Raw genomic sequence first — 17,356 nt, 5'->3', positions numbered from 1 at the left:
AGGCGAGAGGAAGAGCCATGTACGAGACCACCTATCATCGCCCGTCGACGCTCGCCGAAGCCGCGAGCCTGTTCTCGGGCGCTTCCGAGGCGCGGTTCCTCGCCGGCGGCCAGACGCTGCTGCCGACGATGAAGCAGCGGCTCGCGGCGCCGACCGACCTGATCGACCTTTCACGCCTTGCCGAGCTGAAGGGCATCGAGGTGACGGCCGACGCGGTGACGATCGGCGCCGGCACGACCCACGCGACCGTCGCGACCTCTGCCGAGGTGGCGCGCGCCATTCCCGCGCTCGCGAAGCTCGCCGGCCTCGTCGGCGATCCGGCGGTCCGCCATCTCGGCACGCTCGGCGGCTCGCTCGCCAACAACGACCCGGCGGCCGACTATCCGGCCGCCGTGCTCGGCCTCGGCGCGACCGTGCACACCACCAAGCGGTCGATCGCGGCGGAGGAGTACTTCCAGGGCCTCTTCACCACGGCGCTCGAAGAGGGCGAGATCATCACGCGGGTGAGCTTCCCCATCCCGGCCAGGGCCGATTACCAGAAGTTCCGCCACCCCGCCTCGCGCTATGCGCTCACCGCCGTGTTCGCGGCGCAGATGAAGGACGGCTCGATCCGCGTCGCGGTCACCGGCGCGGGCTCGGATGGCGTGTTCCGCGCCGAGGCGATCGAGGCGGCGCTCGCCGCGAACCCGACCCCGTCGGCGCTCGACGGGGTCTCGATCGACCCGGCGGGCATGCTCGCCGACATCCACGGGTCGGCGGCCTATCGCGCCAATCTCGTCACCGTGATGGCGAAGCGCGCGGTCGGCGGCTGGGCCGGCTGAGGCGGTCGCGGCATCGCGAACCGGGTGAATCGGTGGGGTCCGGCTGGAATAGTTGAGGCAGAGACCCTAGTTTAGCTCCATTCGCCCGGTTCGAAGGCCGTCATGATCGTCTGCTCCTGCAATGTGCTCACCAAGCGGATCATCCTGGAGACGGCGGCGGAAATCGCCGCCGCGTCTCCGGGCCGTCCGCTGACGCCGGCCCGCGTCTACCGTGAACTCGGTGTGCGGGCGCAATGCACCGTGTGCTTCACGCTGGTGCGCAAGATTCTCGCCGAGAGCGGCGCGCTGGTCACTTGCCCCGAACCGCTCGGCACCTCGGCGGAAGAGAGCGCCGGCATGGGCGCGCTCTGAGGCCACACCCGCCATCCGTGGCCGGGACAACGGCCCGTCGCGTGCTGCCGCTCATCATGTTCGTGTGCAAGGCCGCCGGCTCCGCCGACCCTCCGGCGCGGACGCAGGCCGCATCGGCCGTCCGCAATCTCGTGGCGGCCGTGCGATCGCGCCGCTGCAGGGCCCCACCGGGCGCGTGCAGCCGGCGTCTACCGCGCCCGATCTCGCGTCCATGATCCCGAGACCGGAATGGCAGCGCCGGCGTGGCCGAGCCATCCCTGCCCGGCGAGCGGCGAGACCGCGCGCAGACGCGCTATCGACCGGGACGCCGCCCTCGTGTCAGCCCGATCCGACCCGTCGAGGATCCGCAGCGGCCGTCCGGTCCGGACCGCCCCCGCGCCTCACTCACACCGTCATGTGCGCCCGGACCTTGTCCGGGTCCATTTCGGCACGGGTGCCCGAGACGATCACCTCGCCGCGGTCCATCACCGCGAAACGGTCGGCGAGTTCGTGCGCGAAGTCGAAATACTGCTCGACGAGCACGATCGCCATCGTGCCCTGATCGCGCAGCCATTTGATCGCCGTGCCGATGTCCTTGATGATCGACGGCTGGATGCCCTCGGTCGGCTCATCGAGCACGAGCAGGCGCGGCCGGGTGACGAGGGCGCGGCCGATCGCGAGCTGCTGCTGCTGGCCGCCCGAGAGATCGCCGCCGCGCCGCCGCAGCATGGATTTGAGGACGGGGAAGAGATCGAAGACATAGTCCGGCACATGCCGGTCGCGGCGGGCGAGCGGTGCGAATCCGGTCTCGAGATTTTCCTTGACCGACAGGAGCGGAAAAATCTCGCGGCCCTGCGGCACGATCGCGATGCCCGCCTTGGCGCGGTCATAGGGCGCCATCCGGCCGAGCGGCTTGCCCTCCCAGACGATCTGCCCGCCCGAGATCGGTCGCTGGCCGACGATCGCCCTGAGAAGGCTCGTCTTGCCGACACCGTTGCGCCCCATCACGCAGGTCACCTCGCCGGGATTGGCGACGAGCGAGACGCCGCGCAGCGCCTGCGCGGCGCCATAGTGCAGATCGATCTTCTCGACGCTCAGCATGGTCACCGCCCCAGATAGACTTCGACGACCCGCGGGTCGGCCGAGACATGGTCGAGCGTGCCTTCCGACAGCACCGAGCCCTCGTGCAGCACCGTCACCTTGACGTCGAGATCGCGCACGAAGGTCATGTCGTGCTCGACGACGACGACCGATTTGGTCTTGGCGATCTCTTTGAGCAGGATCGCCGTCTCGGCGGTCTCGGCGTCGGTCATGCCGGCCGCCGGCTCGTCGACGAGAAGCAGTTTCGGCTCCTGGGCGAGCAGCATGCCGATCTCCAGCCATTGCTTCTGGCCGTGCGACAGATTGGCGGCGAGCCAGTCGCGCTTCTCGCCGAGCCGGATGGTTGTCAGGATCGCCTCGATCCGCTCCTCCTCCGCCCGCGTCCGCTTGTGGAACAGCATGGCGAAGGGGCCGCGCGGGCCGGCGAGCGCCAGTTCGAGATTGTCCCAGACGGAGTGGCTCTCGAAGACGGTGGGCTTCTGGAACTTGCGGCCGATGCCGAGCGAGGCGATCGAGGCCTCGTCCATGCGGCGCAGGTCGACCGAGCCGGAGAAATAGACGTCGCCCTCGTCGGGTTTCGTCTTGCCGGTGATGACGTCCATCATCGTCGTCTTGCCGGCGCCGTTCGGGCCGATGATCGCCCGCATCTCGCCCGGCTCGATGACCAGCGACAGGGCGTTGAGCGCCTTGAAGCCGTCGAAGGAGACCGAGACGCCGTCGAGATAGAGGAGCGAATTCTTCGCCTTCTCGTTCATCGCGCTCACTCCGCCGGCTGGGGCTGCGCGGCGGGCGCCGCGGGAATGCCGTTTCCGGGCCGGTTGGCGCCCTTGCGGCCGATGAAGGTTCCGACCACGCCCTTCGGCAGGAAGAGCGTGACCGCGACGAACAGGCCGCCCAGCACGAACAGCCAGTATTCGGCGAGCATGCCGGTGGTGAACCAGGTCTTCGCGAAGTTGACGAGGACGGCCCCGACGATCGGGCCGATCAGCGTGCCGCGACCGCCGACCGCCACCCAGATCACCGCCTCGATCGAGTTCGCCGGCGCGAACTCGCCCGGATTGATGATGCCGACCTGCGGCACATAGAGCGCGCCGGCGACGCCCGCCATCATCGCGGAGAGGACGAAGACGACGAGCTTGTAGCCCTCGACCCGGTAGCCGATGAAGCGGGTGCGGCTCTCCGCGTCGCGCACCGCGACGAGCACCTTGCCGAACTTCGAGGCGATCACCGCGCGGCAGACCAGGAAGCCGAGCGCCAGCGCCAGCGCCGAGGCGAGGAACAGCGCGCCGCGCGTCGTGTCGGCCTGGATGTTGAAGCCGAGAATGTCCTTGAAATCGGTCAGGCCGTTATTGCCGCCGAAGCCCATGTCGTTGCGGAAGAAGGCGAGCAGCAGCGCATAGGTCATCGCCTGGGTGATGATCGACAGATAGACGCCCGTGACGCGGCTGCGGAAGGCGAACCAGCCGAAGACGAAGGCGAGCAGGCCCGGCACGACGAGCACCATCAGCGCGGCGAACCAGAACATGTCGAAGCCGTACCAGAACCAGGGCAGTTCCTTCCAGTTGAGGAACACCATGAAGTCCGGCAGGGTCGGATTGGCATAGACGCCGCGCGCGCCGATCTGGCGCATCAGATACATGCCCATCGCATAGCCGCCGAGCGCGAAGAAGGCGCCGTGGCCGAGCGAGAGAATGCCGCAATAGCCCCAGATCAGGTCGACCGAGAGCGCGAGCAGCGCATAGGTCAGATATTTGCCGAGCAGCGCCACGACATAGGTCGGCACATGGATCGGGCTCGACGGGTCGGTGAAGAGGTTGAGCGCCGGGACCGCGAGCCCGATCGCGACGAGGAGGAGGAGAACGATCCAGGTCCGCCGGTCGAGCGCGCGCAGGAGGAATCCGCTCAGCATGTCCGAAGACCCTCACCCCGGCCCTCTCCCGCATGCGGGAGAAGGGGTTTCACCCAATGGCCTCCGGCGGCCCGCCCGGAGAGAGCGAGGCCGGAAGCTTCTGACTGCCGCCCGCGGGAGAGGGCCGTGCCGAGGGTCTTCCCCTCCGCCCGGTCCTCCCCGCGGGCGACGAGGCGCCCCATCGCCCCGAAGCCGTCCGAAAGTCCGATCGCCCGCGCGCTCACGCTCATGCCTCGACCGCCCGGCCCTTGAGGGCGAACAGGCCCCGCGGACGCTTCTGGATGAAGAGGATGATGAAGACGAGGACGAGGATCTTGCCGAGCACCGCGCCCGCGAAGGGCTCTATGAACTTGTTGGCGACGCCGAGCGTCAGCGCCCCCACGAGCGTGCCCCAGAGATTGCCGACCCCGCCGAACACCACCACCATGAAGGAATCGATGATGTAGCTCTGGCCGAGATCGGGGCTCACATTGTCGACCTGCGACAGCGCCACCCCGGCGATACCGGCAATGCCCGAGCCGAGGCCGAAGGTGAAGGCGTCGACCCAGGGCGTGCGGATGCCCATCGAGGAGGCCATCGGCCGGTTCTGCGTCACCGCCCGCATCTGCAGTCCGAAGGGCGTATAGCGCAGCACGAGGATCAGGATCGCGAACACGGCGAGCGCGAAGACGATGATCCACATCCGGTTGTAGGTGATGGCGAGCTCGCCGATCTGGAACGAGCCGGACATCCAGGACGGATTGCCGACCTGCCGGTTGGTCGGGCCGAAGATCGTGCGCACGCCCTGCTGCAGGATCAGCGACAGGCCCCAGGTGGCGAGCAGCGTCTCGAGCGGCCGGCCATAGAGGAAGCGGATCACGCCGCGCTCGATCGCCACGCCGACCGCGCCGGCAACGAGGAAGGCGAGCGGCAGGGCGATGGCGAGCGACCAGTCGAACAGCCAGGGCGCCGAGGTGCGGATGAATTCCTGCACCACGAAGGTCGTGTAGGCGCCGATCATCACCATCTCGCCATGCGCCATGTTGATGACGCCCATCACGCCGAAGGTGATGGCGAGGCCGATCGCGGCGAGCAGCAGCACCGAGCCGAGCGAGAGGCCGTACCAGATGTTCTGTGCGCCCTGCCAGAGCCGGAGCGTGCCCTCGATCGTGCCGATCGCCTCGTCGATCGCGGCCTTCAGTGCGCCGGTCGCCGTGCCCGACGCGGCGGTGAGCAGCGCGAGCGCGTCCTGTCCGCCGCGGGTCCTGAGCGTGTCGACGGCGGCGATCTTGTCGGCCTCGGGCCGGTCCGACTTGAGCACGGCGGAGGCGCGGGCCTCGACCATCGCCTGCTTAACGGCGGGATCGCTCTCGCGGGCGATCGCCTCGTCGAGGAGGGGAAGCTGCGTCGGGTCGCCGGAGCGGAAGATCGTCTCGACGGCGGCGCGGCGTTGGGAAATTTCCGGGCTCATCAGGGTGAGCGAGCCCATCGCGGCGGCGATCGTGCGGCGCACGCGGTTGTTGACGCGGATGCGTTCGAGCCCGCCGCGGCTCTCCGTGCCGGCCTCGGCGCCGGTCACCGGATCGACGAGGGTGAAGCTGCCGCCCGTCTCGCGCACGATGAAGACGGCGCCGTCGCTCTTGCGGACCTGCAGCGTGCCGTCGCCGAGCGCCTGGAGCACGTTCGCCGCGGCGGGGTCGCCGGTCGCGGCGAGCGCGCCGATCGCGGCATCGAGTTCGGAATAGCCGCCCTTGCCGAGCGCGTCGACGAGCGGACGGATCTCCGCGGCCTCGCTCCTCGGCACCGCCGCGAGGAGGACGAGCGCGGCGAGGAGAACGGTCAGGAAGGCGCCGAAGCGGGTCATGCGGAGCTCTCGAAAGGGCGGCGGGGAGATCCCGCCACGGGGCGTCCGAAGAGGGAGTGCGGAGAACGAGACCTTCGGAGAAAGAGGCTTGCGGGGAGGCGGAAGCCGCCTCCCCGCTTGGTGTCCGGCGTCGGTCAGCTGCCGCCGCACTTGCCGGTGGCGACGTTGAAGTTGCCGCAGGAGAGCGGAGCGCGCCAATCGGAGATCAGGTCCTTCGAGTCGGGCAGGAAGTCCGACCACTCGTCGCCGACCACGAGGCCGGGCGTGTTCCACACCACGTCGAACTGGCCGTCGGCCTGGATCTCGCCGATCAGCACGGGCTTGGTGATGTGGTGGTTCGGCATCATCGCGGAATAGCCGCCGGTGAGGTTCGGCACGGAGACGCCGACCAGCGCGTCGATGACGGCGTCCGGATCGGTGGTGCCGGCCTTCTCGACCGCCTTCACCCACATGTTGAAGCCGATATAATGGGCTTCCATCGGGTCGTTGGTGACGCGCTTGTCGTTCTTGATGTAGGCCTTCCACTTGGCGATGAAGTCGGCGTTCTCGGGCGTGTCGACCGACTCGAAATAGTTCCACGCGGCGAGGTGGCCGACCAGCGGGCCGGTGTCGATGCCGGCGAGTTCTTCCTCACCGACCGAGAAGGCGACGACCGGGATGTCTTCCGCCTTGATGCCCTGGTTCGCCAGCTCCTTGTAGAAGGGCACGTTGGCGTCGCCGTTGATCGTCGAAACGACCGCCGTCTTCTTGCCGGCCGAGCCGAAGGCCTTGATGTCGGAGACGATGGTCTGCCAGTCGGAGTGGCCGAACGGCGTGTAGTTGATCATGATGTCTTCGGCGGCGACACCCTTGGCCTTGAGATAGGCCTCGAGGATCTTGTTGGTCGTGCGCGGATAGACATAGTCGGTACCGGCGAGCACCCAGCGCTGGACGCCTTCCTCGTTCATCAGATAGTCGACGGCCGGGATCGCCTGCTGGTTCGGCGCGGCGCCGGTATAGAACACGTTGCGCTCGGATTCCTCACCCTCGTACTGGACGGGGTAGAAGAGGATCGAGTTGAGCTCCTTGAACACCGGCAGCACCGACTTGCGGCTGACCGAGGTCCAGCAGCCGAACACCGCCGAGACCTTGTCGACCGAGATCAGCTCGCGCGCCTTCTCGGCGAACAGCGGCCAGTCGGAGGCCGGATCGACCACCACCGCCTCGAGCTTCTTGCCGAGCAGGCCGCCCTTCTTGTTCTGCTCGTCGATCAGGAACAGCATGGTGTCCTTGAGCGTCGTCTCCGAGATCGCCATCGTGCCGGAGAGCGAATGCAGGATGCCGACCTTGATCGTGTCTTCCTGCGCCGACGCGCCCGACACACCGGCGCCGAGCACGGCGGCGGTGGCGAGCGCCGCGAGGAAGCGGCTGGTTTTCTTGAACATCGGAAGTCCCCCTGTTGCCGGCCCCCTGGGAGAGAGGGGCATGGCGCTTTGTTGACTCGCGACGGCTGCAGCGTTCCGCATCAGCGTCCAAGCAAGGTCCCTGCCAGGGGCGCCCGCCGCCGTCGTGGCCAAGTCTCGGCCCGTTGTGCGGCGCGGCATATACGTCGATTGACGTAAGCGCGGGCCGATCCGGACGATCGCCGCGCACCCTCCCCCTCCGGCCCGGCGGGAGCGAGGACGCGCACCGTCCCCTTTGCCCGGGAGCCCGGTCCACGGCGCGCTTGGAAGCCCGCCCGTCAGCCTCTAGAAGGCGGGGGATGCTGCCCGTCGAAGCCGTCCTTCCCGATCTCATCGCCGCCCTCGCCGACAAGGGCCGCGCCGTGCTCGTCGCGCCGCCCGGCGCCGGCAAGACGACGCGCGTGCCGCTCGCCCTGCTCTCGGCGCCGTGGCGCGGCGACGGCCGGATCGTCGTGCTCGAGCCGCGGCGGCTCGCGGCCCGCGCCGCGGCGCGGCGGATGGCCGAGACGCTCGGCGAGGAGGTCGGCCGCACCGTCGGCTACCGGGTGCGGATGGAGACGAAGGTCTCCGCCGCGACCCGCATCGAGGTCGTCACCGAGGGCGTGTTCACCCGCATGATCCTCGACGATCCGGCGCTCGACGGGGTCGCCGCCGTGCTCTTCGACGAGTTCCACGAGCGCAGCCTCGACGGCGATCTCGGCCTCGCGCTCGCGCTCGACGCGCGCGGCGCGCTCCGCGAAGACCTGCGCCTCGTCGTCATGTCGGCGACGATCGACGGCGCGCGCGTCGCCGGGCTCCTCGGCGATGCGCCGGTGATCGAGAGCGCGGGCCGGATGTTCCCGGTCGAGACGCGCCACCTGCCGCGCGATCCGCGCGGCCGGATCGAGGACGACGCGGCCGCCGCCATCCGCCGTGCGCTCGCCGAAGAAACGGGCAGCCTGCTCGTTTTCCTGCCCGGCCAGGCCGAGATCCGCCGCACCGCGGAGCGGCTCGAGGGGCGGCTGCCCGCCGAGACCGAACTCGCGCCGCTCTATGGCGCGCTCGATTTCGCCGCCCAGGACCGCGCCATCCGGCCCGCCGCGCCGGACCGGCGCAAGATCGTGCTCGCCACCGCGATCGCGCAGACCTCGCTGACGATCGAGGGGGTCCGCGTGGTGATCGACAGCGGCCTCGCCCGCGTGCCGGCCTATGAGCCGGCGACCGGCATCACCCGGCTGGAGACGCGCCGGGTCAGCCGCGCCGCCGCCGACCAGCGCCGCGGCCGCGCCGGCCGCACCGAGCCGGGCGTCTGCTATCGGCTGTGGGAGGAGGGCCAGACCGCCGCGCTCGCCCCCTTCGACCGGCCGGAGATGCTCGAGGCCGATCTCGCCCCGCTCGCCCTCGATCTCGCCGCCTGGGGCGTCGCCGACCCCGCCGCCCTCGCCTTTCTCGATCCGCCGCCGAAGCCCGCCTGGGACGAGGCGCTGAAGACGCTTTCCGAGCTTGGCGCGCTCGATGCCGACCGCAGGCTGACGCCGGAAGGCCGGGCGCTCGCCCGCCTCCCCCTCGCGCCGCGGCTCGGCCACATGCTGCGGCGGGCCGCGTCGGAGGGGCTCGGCGGTCTCGCCGCCGGCCTCGCCGTGCTGCTCTCCGAGCCGGGCCTCGCCGGCGACGACACGGATCTGCGCGAGCGGGCGCGCCGGCTTCTCGCGGCGCGCGACGGCCGCAGCCGCGATGCGCTGGCGCTCGCCGCGCGCTTCGCCCGGGCGGTCGGCGCCGATCCGGCGGACGGCCGCGACAGGATCGAGGAGGCGGGCGCGGTGCTGATGCACGCCTTCCCGGAGCGCGTGGCGATGGCGCGCGGCGCGCCCGGCGGCTTCGTCATGGCGGGCGGCCGCGGCGCCCGGGTCGAGCCGGCGGACGCGCTCGCCCGCGAGGCCTTCCTCGCGGTGGCGGGCGTCACCGGCACGGCGGAGAACGCCCGCATCCTCGCCGCAGCCCCGCTCGACCGCGCCGCGATCGAGGCCGGCTTCGCCGACCGCATCGTCGAGGAGGCGGCGGTCGCCTTCGACGAGCGGACCGGCTCGGTGCGTGGCCGCAGCGTCCGCCGCTACGGCCGGCTGGTGCTCGCCGAGCGGGCGCTCGGCACCGTCACGGAAGCGCAGACCCGCGACGCCCTGCTTTCCGAGATCGGCCGCCGCGGCGTCGCGCGCCTCCCCTGGGAGAAGGGCGCGGCGGCGTTCCGCGCGCGGCTCGGCTTTCTCTTCGGCCGGCTCGGCCCGCCCTGGCCGGACGTCTCGGACGAGGCGCTCGCCGCGACGCTCGGCGACTGGCTCGGCCCCTTTCTCGCCGGCGTGCGGCGCCCCGACGCGATCGGCCCCGACACGCTCGCCGAAGCGCTCCGGGCGCTCGTCCCCTGGGACCAGCGGGCCGCGCTCGACCGGCTGGCGCCGTCGCATTTCGACGCGCCCTCGGGCAGCCGGCTGCCGATCGACTACGCGACCGAGAACGGCCCGCTGCTATCGATCCGGGTGCAGGAATTGTTCGGCCTCGACATCCATCCGGCGGTCGGCGGCGGCGCCGTGCCGCTCCTCGTCGAGCTGACGTCGCCGGCCCACCGGCCGATCCAGATGACGCGCGACCTGCCGGGCTTCTGGCGCGGCTCTTGGAAAGACGTGCGGGCCGAGATGCGCGGCCGCTATCCGAAGCACGTCTGGCCGGAGGACCCGCTCGCCGCGCAGGCGACCAGCCGGGCGAAGCCGCGCGGCACATAGGCGCGGCGGCCTCGCCGACCCCGCGTGCCGTCTCCTCGCGCGCTCAGCCTGCCGCGGCGACGTCGATCCGCTCGTGGATCACCGGCCGCGCCTGCGGCGGCGTATCGCCGATCCGATAGGCGGCCCGAAGGAGCGCGGCGCCGCGCGCCGCGTCCTCGGCCGAGCGGGCATGGACGCGGCCGATCGGCCGATCCGGCCCGGCCGCCGCGCCGCGCGGCGCGAGATCCGTGAAGCCGACCGCCGGATCGATCCGGTCCGTCGCGGTGCGCCGCCCGCCGCCGAGCTCGACGACGGCGACGCCGACGCCGCGCGTGTCGATCGCCGTGACGATCCCCGAAGCCTCGGCGAAGACGTCCGCCACCATCGGCGCGCCGGGCAGATGATCGGCCGCCCGCTCGACGAAATCGGCCGGTCCGCCGAGCGCCGCGACCATGCGGCCGAAGAGATCGGCCGCCCTGCCGCTGCCGAGCGCGATCTCTATCTGGCGCCGTCCGCTTTCCGCCGTCTCGGCGAGGCCGGCGGTCGCGAGCAACTCGCCGCCGAGCGCCACGGTCACCTCGAAGAGGCGCGGGTCGATCCGCGCGCCGGTCAGGAAGTCGACGGCGTTGCGCACCTCGACCGCATTGCCGGCGGCCGAGGCGAGCGGCTCGTCCATGTCGGTGACGAGCGCCGTCGTCCGCAGGCCCGCGCCGTTCGCGACCGCGACGAGGCTCTCGGCGAGCGCGCGGGCGCCCTCGAGCGTCGGCATGAAGGCGCCGGAGCCGGTCTTGACGTCGAGCACCAGCGCGCCGAGCCCCGCGGCGAGCTTCTTCGACAGGATCGAGGCGGTGATGAGCGGGATCGATTCGACCGTCGCGGTCACGTCGCGGATCGCATAGAGCCGCTTGTCGGCCGGCGCGAGCTCGGCGGTCTGGCCGATGATCGCCGTGCCGACCGAGCGGACCACCGCGGCGAAGCGCTCGTTCGAGGGCTGGCTGATATAGCCGGGGATCGCATCGAGCTTGTCGAGCGTCCCGCCGGTATGGCCGAGCCCGCGGCCGGAGATCATCGGCACGAAAGCGCCGCAGGCGGCGAGCGCCGGGGCGAGCATCAGCGAGACATTGTCGCCGATGCCGCCGGTCGAATGCTTGTCGACCACCGGCCCGTCGAGCTGCGACCAGTCGAGCACGGTGCCCGAATCGCGCATGGCGAGGGTGAGCGCCACCGCCTCGTCGCGGCCCATGCCGCGGAAGAACACCGCCATGGCGAGCGCCGCGACCTGACCCTCGGTCACCGAGCCGCGGGTGAGCCCGTCGACCATGAAGCGGATCTCGTCGGCGGTGAGCGCCTCGCCCTCGCGCTTCCGGCGGATGATCTCCTGCGGCAGCATCGGCGGCCTCCTAATAGGCGCGTTCGCGATCGACGAGATTGCGCAGGGGCTCGCCCCGCTCGAAGGCCTCGATCTGCGCGAGGATGCCGGGCGCGAGCGCCGAAGCCTCGCTCGAGGCGGCGGCATGCGGCGTCAGCATCACGCGGGGATGATCCCAGAACCGGCTCTCCTTGGCGAGCGGCTCGTTGACGAAGACGTCGAGGCTCGCCCCGGCGAGCGTGCCGTCGTCGAGCGCGGCGAGGAGGTCCGCCTCGTTCTGCAGCCCGCCGCGGCCGGCATTGATCACAACGGGGCCGGGCAGCGCGCCGTCGCGCGCCAGCCCTTCGAAGACCCGACGGTCGAGAATGCCGCGCGTCCCGGGGGTGAGCGGCAGGAGGACGACGAGGATGTCGGTGCGGGCGAGGAAGGGCGCGAGGCCGTCCGCTCCGGCGAAGCAGGCGACGCCCGGCACGGCCTTCGCCGTCCGGCTCCAGCCCGAAACCTGGAAGCCGAGCCGGACCAGCACGTCGGCGGCGTCGCGGCCGAGTTCGCCGAGGCCCATGATGCCGACCCGGACGGCGTTCGCCGCCGGCTGACGCAGTTCGCGCCAGATGTGCTTCTTCTGCTGCTCCTGATACTGCGGAATTTTGCGGTGGTGATAGAGCACATGGAGCACGACGTGCTCGGTCATCCGCATGGTGAGATCGGGATCGACGATCCGCACGATCGGCACAGGCGGCAGGTCGAGCCCGACGACGTGATCGACGCCGGCGCCGAGCGAGAAGATCGCCGCGAGATTGGGCAGGCGGGCGAGCGCATCGGCCGGCGACTTCCAGAGCAGCGCGTAGCGGACCGCGGCGCGGTCCGGAACGTCGGGATAGGTGAAGACCGGCCGGTCGGGATCGGCCGCGGCGAGCGGCCCCTCCCAGAGCTTGGGATTCCAGGGGCCCGTGGCGAGCAGGATGGCCGGTTTCATGATGGGGGTCTTGATCTTTTCCTGGCGGCTATTGCGAGACGACGCCCTCTCGCGCCGTCTCGATGTCGAAGGCGGCGGCGATCAGAGCCTTGGTATAATCGGTCTCGGGCGCCGTGAAGATCTTCTCCGACGGCCCGCGCTCGACGACCTTGCCGCCGCGCATGATGATCACCTCGTTGGCGAGCGCCCGCACCACGCGCAGATCGTGCGAGATGAAGAGATAGGCGAGGCCGTGCCGGGCCTGCAGCTCGCGCAACAGGTCGACGACCTGCGCCTGCACCGACATGTCGAGCGCCGAGGTCGGCTCGTCGAGCAGCACGAATTCCGGCTCGAGTACCATCGCCCGGGCGATCGCGATGCGCTGCCGCTGGCCGCCGGAGAACTCGTGCGGGTAGCGGTGGCGGGTCGCGGGGTCGAGCCCGACCTCCTCGAGCGCCTTGACGACGCGCGCCTCGCGCGCCGGCGCTGCGAGGCCGGGCTCATGGACGCGCAGTCCCTCGCCGATGATGTCGGCGACCGACATGCGCGGCGACAGCGAGCCGAACGGATCCTGGAAGACCACCTGCATGTGCCGCCGCAGCGGCCTGAGCGCGCCCGAATTGCGGCCGTCGATGCGCACGCCGCGAAAGGCGATCGGCCCTTCGGAGGCGATCAGCCGAAGGAGCGCGAGGCCGAGCGTCGTCTTGCCCGAGCCCGACTCGCCGACGACGCCGACCGTCTCGCCGCGCCGCACCGCGACATCCACTCCGTCGACCGCCCGGACATGGTCGACCGTGCGGCGGAAGAAGCCGCGCCGGATCGGGAACCAGACCTTCAGATCGTCGGCCTTCATCACCACGTCGCCGGACGGATCGGCCGCGGGCGGCACGCCCCTCGGTTCGGCGGCGAGCAGCTTGCGGGTATAGGCGTGCCTGGGCGCGGCGAAGATCTCGGCGGTCGGACCAGCCTCGACGATCTTGCCACCCGTCATCACGCAGACCCGGTCGGCGATCTTCCGCACGATGCCGAGATCGTGCGTGATGAAGAGGAGCGCCATGCCGGTGCGGGTCTGGATTTCCTTGAGGAGGGCGAGGATCTGCGCCTGAACGGTGACGTCGAGGGCGGTGGTCGGCTCGTCGGCGATCAGCAGGTCCGGCTCGTTGGCGAGAGCCATGGCGATCATCACGCGCTGGCGCTGGCCGCCGGAGAGCTGGTGCGGATAGGCGTCGAGCCGCTTCCCGGCGTCGCGGATGCCGACCTCCTCGAGCAGCTGCAGCACGCGCGCCCGCGCCCTGGCGCCGCGGACGCCGCGATGCAGTTCGAGGATTTCCGTAATCTGCCGCTCGATGGTGTGGAGCGGGTTGAGCGACGTCATCGGCTCCTGAAAGATCATCGTGACGTCGTTGCCGCGGACCTTGCGGAGCGCCTTCTGCGAGGCGGCGAGGAGGTCCTCTCCCCTGAAGACGATGCGGCCCGAAGGGTGCTCGGCGGGGGGATAGGGCAAGAGCTTGACGATCGACAGCGCCGTGACGGACTTGCCGGAGCCCGATTCACCGACGAGCGCGACGGTCTCGCCGCGGCCGACCGTGAACGACACATGATCGACCGCGACCGAGCGCTGGCCGCCCTGGACGAAATGGACCGAAAGATCTTCGACGGAGAGGAGGGGCGCGTCGGTCATGCGTCAGTTACTGGGCTCCAGGCCATCGTAGCGCGGCGCGCATCGCTCCACTCCCAAGACGCCATCCTACGCGAAGGTCTTGCACGGGTCGAATGCGGCCACGACGAGTCCACCGCTGATCCGGACCGAGGGAACTGCGATCTGGAAGGGGGCGGCACGCCATCATGCCAACCGCTCCGCGAAGGCGGAGAGACCGTCAGCCGACACCTCGATCCGCTCGAGGCCCTGCTGCTCCGCCGTCAGGATGCGCTGGTCGCTGCTGAGGAGTATCGTGCAACGCGCCGCTTCTGCGGTCGCGAGATGAATCGCATCGAGGAATTGGAGGGCCGGCCTCGCCGCGCGCCGTTGCGCCGCGCTTTGCAAGATATCCCGATCGATGGGGATCAACGCGTGCACGAACGGTTCCGAAACGACGTCGCCATAAACGTCGAGAAGCGCCGCCGAGGCGTGCGGATCGACGGCCGCGAGCCGATAGGGCTCGACGAGGACTTCGCCGAGCGTGAGCTCGCTCGTCACGAGCGTCGCCCGACCTCCGCCGGCATTCTCCACCACCCGGTGCGCGGCGTCGCGCTGGGCCGCGTCTCCCTCCACCAGGCCGATGAAAAAATTGGTATCGAGGTAGACACACATCAGGAAGGGCTGTCGTCCCGCAACGCCTGGACCTGCGCGACCGCCTCGTCGACCGTCACGGCCGCGATGCGGCCCTCGGCACGCAAGGGATCGAGGCGACCGACGATCTCCCGCAGAGTCGGCTCGCGAGCGGTCGGCGGCTCGACGGACACCGTGACCGTGACCCGCGCGCGAGGGGCGATGCTGCCGCGCAACTCTTCAGGCAGGCGCGATGCCGGATAGTGGCTCCTGACGAGCGTGTTCATCGTTCGGCTCCTTCGGCTCCCATCCTACGCGAAGGTCTTGCGCGGGTCGAATGCGTCGCGGGCCGCCTCGCCGATGAAGATGAGGAGGGAGAGCATCACCGAGATCACGGCGAAGCCGGTCAGGCCGAGCCAAGGGGCTTCGAGATTGCTGCGGCCCTGCGAGAGCAGTTCGCCGAGCGAGGGCGAGCCGGGCGGCAGGCCGAGGCCGAGGAAATCGAGCGAGGTCAGCGTGGTGATCGAGCCGTTGAGGATGAAGGGCAGGAAGGTGAGCGTCGCCACCATGGCGTTCGGCAGGAGGTGCCGCGCCATGATGGTGCGGTTGCCGACGCCGAGGGCGCGGGCGGCGCGGACATACTCGAAATTGCGGGCGCGCAGGAACTCCGCGCGGACGACGCCGACGAGCGCCACCCAGGAGAAGAGGAGCAGGATGCCGAGCAGCACCCAGAAGCTCGGCGCGATCACCGAGGAGACGATGAGCAGCAGATAGAGCGAGGGGATCGCCGTCCAGATCTCGATGAAACGCTGGAAGAGAAGGTCGGTCCAGCCGCCGAAATAGCCCTGCACCGCGCCGGCGAGCACACCGATCACCGAGGAGATCAGAGCGAGGATCAGGCCGAAGAGGACCGAGATGCGGAAGCCGTAGATCAGCCGGGCGGCGACGTCGCGACCCTGATTGTCGGTGCCGAGCCAGTTGAAATTGCCGAGCCGGCAATTGGGGTCGGCGTCGCCCTGCGGATAGGCGCTGCAGCGCTGGCCGGCATCGAGCATCCACCAGGGCGCGGCGGGCACCGGGGTCGCCACCTCGTTGTTCACCGAGCGGTAGGAGTAGCGGATCGGCGGCCAGACCATCCAGCCATGCGCCGCGATCTCGTCCTGGATGAAGGGGTCACGATAGTCGGTGGTCGCGAGGAAGCCGCCGAACTTCTCCTCCGGATAGTCGACGAAGATCGGCATCAGATACTCGCCCTTGTAGACGGCGAGGATCGGCCGGTCATTGGCGATGAACTCGGCAAACAGCGACAGGACGAAGAGGACGAGGAAGATCCAGAGCGACCAGTAGCCCCGCCGGTTCGCCTTGAAATTCCGCCAGCGGCGCTGGTTGAGCGGCGAGAGGACCAGACGGCGGCGGGCCGGCGGCGCGCCCAACTCCGCCGCAGAGGGGGTCGTGACCGCCATGCCTCAGACCTCCCGGCTTTCGAAATCGATCCGCGGATCGATCCAGGTATAGGTGAGGTCGGAGATCAGGCCGACGACGAGGCCCATCAGCGAGAAGATGTAGAGCGTCGCGAACACCACCGGATAGTCGCGCCCCATCACCGAATCGAAGCTCAGCAGGCCGAGTCCGTCGAGCGAGAAGATCTGCTCGATCAGCAGCGCGCCCGTGAAGAAGGCGCCGATGAAGGCGCCGGGAAAGCCGGCGACGACGATCAGCATGGCGTTGCGGAAGACGTGGCCGTAGAGCACGCGGCGCTCGGAAAGACCCTTCATCCTTGCGGTGACGACGTATTGCTTGCGGATCTCGTCGAGGAACGAGTTCTTCGTCAGCAGCGTCGTCGTCGCGAAGGCGGAAAGCGACATGGCGAGCAGCGGCAGGGCGAGATGCCAGAAGTAATCGAGGATGCGGGCGGGCCAGGAGAGCTGGCTCCAGTTGTCGGAGGTGAGGCCGCGCAAGGGGAACCAGTCGAAGAAGGAGCCGCCGGCGAACAGCACGATCAGCAGCACGGCGAACAGGAAGCCGGGGATGGCATAGGCGACGATCACCACCGCCGAGGTCCAGACGTCGAAGCGGGAGCCCTCGCGCACCGCCTTGGCGACGCCGAGCGGGATCGAGATGCCGTAGGAGAGGAGCGTCATCCACAGGCCGAGCGAGATCGAGACCGGCATCTTCTCGAGGATCAGGTCGACGACCGAGATGTCGCGGAAGAAGCTCTGGCCGAAATCGAAGCGCAGATAGTTCCACAGCATCAGCCCGAAGCGTTCGAGCGGCGGCTTGTCGAACCCGAACTGGCGCTCGAGCTGCCTGATGAATTCCGGATCGAGTCCCTGCGCGCCGCGATAGCGCGAGGAAACGGCGTCGGTCGCGCCGGCGTCGAGATTCTGGCTGGCGAAATCCCCCGCCCCGCCGCCGCCCAGCCGGCTCGACGCCGTGACGTCGCTGCCCTGCAATTGCGCGATGACCCGCTCGACCGGGCCGCCGGGGGCGAACTGCACGACGACGAAGGAGATGGCGAGGATGCCGACGAGCGTCGGGATCATCAGGAGCAGGCGGCGGAGGATGTAGGCGGCCATGAGCGCGTC

General features: G+C 70.0%; 15 protein-coding genes. 3 read left to right on the top strand and 12 right to left on the bottom strand.

Annotation, left to right across the window (positions count from 1 at the left end; all coding sequences use genetic code 11):
• Positions 1–17: 17 nt before the first annotated feature.
• Both GGQ63_RS11210 and GGQ63_RS11205 read left to right on the top strand, forming a co-directional pair.
• Positions 18–821 carry an FAD binding domain-containing protein gene (locus GGQ63_RS11210; RefSeq protein WP_183855787.1) on the top strand — a complete coding sequence of 268 codons (804 nt, stop codon included), beginning with the start codon at positions 18–20 and terminating at the stop codon, positions 819–821.
• Between the two features lie 102 nt (positions 822–923).
• Positions 924–1,172: a (2Fe-2S)-binding protein gene (locus GGQ63_RS11205; RefSeq protein ID WP_183855785.1), complete on the top strand. Its 249-nt coding sequence runs from the start codon at positions 924–926 to the stop codon at positions 1,170–1,172.
• Positions 1,173–1,556: 384 nt separating this feature from the next.
• Here GGQ63_RS11205 and urtE read toward each other — a convergent pair whose 3' ends face one another.
• The 5 genes from urtE to urtA all read right to left on the bottom strand — a co-directional run bounded on the left by urtE (position 1,557) and on the right by urtA (position 7,428).
• A complete protein-coding gene (gene urtE / locus GGQ63_RS11200; protein ID WP_183855783.1) occupies positions 1,557–2,252 on the bottom strand; it encodes an urea ABC transporter ATP-binding subunit UrtE in 696 nt (231 codons plus the stop codon).
• 2 nt (positions 2,253–2,254) lie between these two features.
• Positions 2,255–3,007, bottom strand: coding sequence for an urea ABC transporter ATP-binding protein UrtD (urtD, locus tag GGQ63_RS11195; protein ID WP_183855781.1), 753 nt, complete (start codon positions 3,005–3,007; stop codon positions 2,255–2,257).
• A gap of 5 nt (positions 3,008–3,012) precedes the next feature.
• Positions 3,013–4,161 (bottom strand): urea ABC transporter permease subunit UrtC, encoded by a 1,149-nt coding sequence (gene urtC, locus GGQ63_RS11190; protein ID WP_183855779.1) that lies wholly within the window; start codon positions 4,159–4,161, stop codon positions 3,013–3,015.
• Between the two features lie 226 nt (positions 4,162–4,387).
• Positions 4,388–6,004 carry an urea ABC transporter permease subunit UrtB gene (urtB, locus tag GGQ63_RS11185; RefSeq protein WP_183855777.1) on the bottom strand — a complete coding sequence of 539 codons (1,617 nt, stop codon included), beginning with the start codon at positions 6,002–6,004 and terminating at the stop codon, positions 4,388–4,390.
• 134 nt (positions 6,005–6,138) lie between these two features.
• Positions 6,139–7,428 carry an urea ABC transporter substrate-binding protein gene (gene urtA / locus GGQ63_RS11180; protein WP_183855775.1) on the bottom strand — a complete coding sequence of 430 codons (1,290 nt, stop codon included), beginning with the start codon at positions 7,426–7,428 and terminating at the stop codon, positions 6,139–6,141.
• A gap of 317 nt (positions 7,429–7,745) precedes the next feature.
• Here urtA and hrpB point away from each other — a divergent pair, with 317 nt between their 5' ends.
• On the top strand, positions 7,746–10,199 hold the full coding sequence (gene hrpB, locus GGQ63_RS11175) for an ATP-dependent helicase HrpB (RefSeq protein WP_183855773.1): 2,454 nt from the start codon (positions 7,746–7,748) through the stop codon (positions 10,197–10,199).
• A gap of 43 nt (positions 10,200–10,242) precedes the next feature.
• Here the strand turns inward: hrpB and deoA are convergent, their stop codons facing one another.
• The 7 genes from deoA to GGQ63_RS11140 form a co-directional block, all read right to left on the bottom strand.
• Positions 10,243–11,568 carry a thymidine phosphorylase gene (gene deoA, locus GGQ63_RS11170; RefSeq protein WP_183855770.1) on the bottom strand — a complete coding sequence of 442 codons (1,326 nt, stop codon included), beginning with the start codon at positions 11,566–11,568 and terminating at the stop codon, positions 10,243–10,245.
• Between the two features lie 10 nt (positions 11,569–11,578).
• Positions 11,579–12,523, bottom strand: coding sequence for a 2-hydroxyacid dehydrogenase (locus tag GGQ63_RS11165; protein ID WP_183855768.1), 945 nt, complete (start codon positions 12,521–12,523; stop codon positions 11,579–11,581).
• Between the two features lie 28 nt (positions 12,524–12,551).
• Positions 12,552–14,183: an ABC transporter ATP-binding protein gene (locus GGQ63_RS11160; RefSeq protein ID WP_183855766.1), complete on the bottom strand. Its 1,632-nt coding sequence runs from the start codon at positions 14,181–14,183 to the stop codon at positions 12,552–12,554.
• 162 nt (positions 14,184–14,345) lie between these two features.
• Positions 14,346–14,813, bottom strand: coding sequence for a type II toxin-antitoxin system VapC family toxin (locus tag GGQ63_RS11155; protein ID WP_183855764.1), 468 nt, complete (start codon positions 14,811–14,813; stop codon positions 14,346–14,348).
• The gene (locus tag GGQ63_RS11150; protein WP_183855762.1) at positions 14,813–15,058 is read right to left on the bottom strand and encodes a hypothetical protein; all 246 of its coding nucleotides are present in this window, start codon (positions 15,056–15,058) and stop codon (positions 14,813–14,815) included. Before GGQ63_RS11150 ends, GGQ63_RS11155 begins: the two co-directional genes overlap by 1 nt.
• A gap of 24 nt (positions 15,059–15,082) precedes the next feature.
• Positions 15,083–16,234 carry an ABC transporter permease gene (locus GGQ63_RS11145; RefSeq protein WP_183855760.1) on the bottom strand — a complete coding sequence of 384 codons (1,152 nt, stop codon included), beginning with the start codon at positions 16,232–16,234 and terminating at the stop codon, positions 15,083–15,085.
• Positions 16,235–16,237: 3 nt separating this feature from the next.
• Positions 16,238–17,347, bottom strand: coding sequence for a microcin C ABC transporter permease YejB (locus GGQ63_RS11140; RefSeq protein WP_183855758.1), 1,110 nt, complete (start codon positions 17,345–17,347; stop codon positions 16,238–16,240).
• Between the last annotated feature and the right edge of the window lie 9 nt (positions 17,348–17,356).

Source organism: Prosthecomicrobium pneumaticum, assembly GCF_014199915.1.
In the GTDB taxonomy this organism is placed as follows: Bacteria; Pseudomonadota; Alphaproteobacteria; order Rhizobiales; family Kaistiaceae; genus Prosthecomicrobium; species Prosthecomicrobium pneumaticum.
This window is presented reverse-complemented; position numbering and strand designations above follow the sequence as displayed.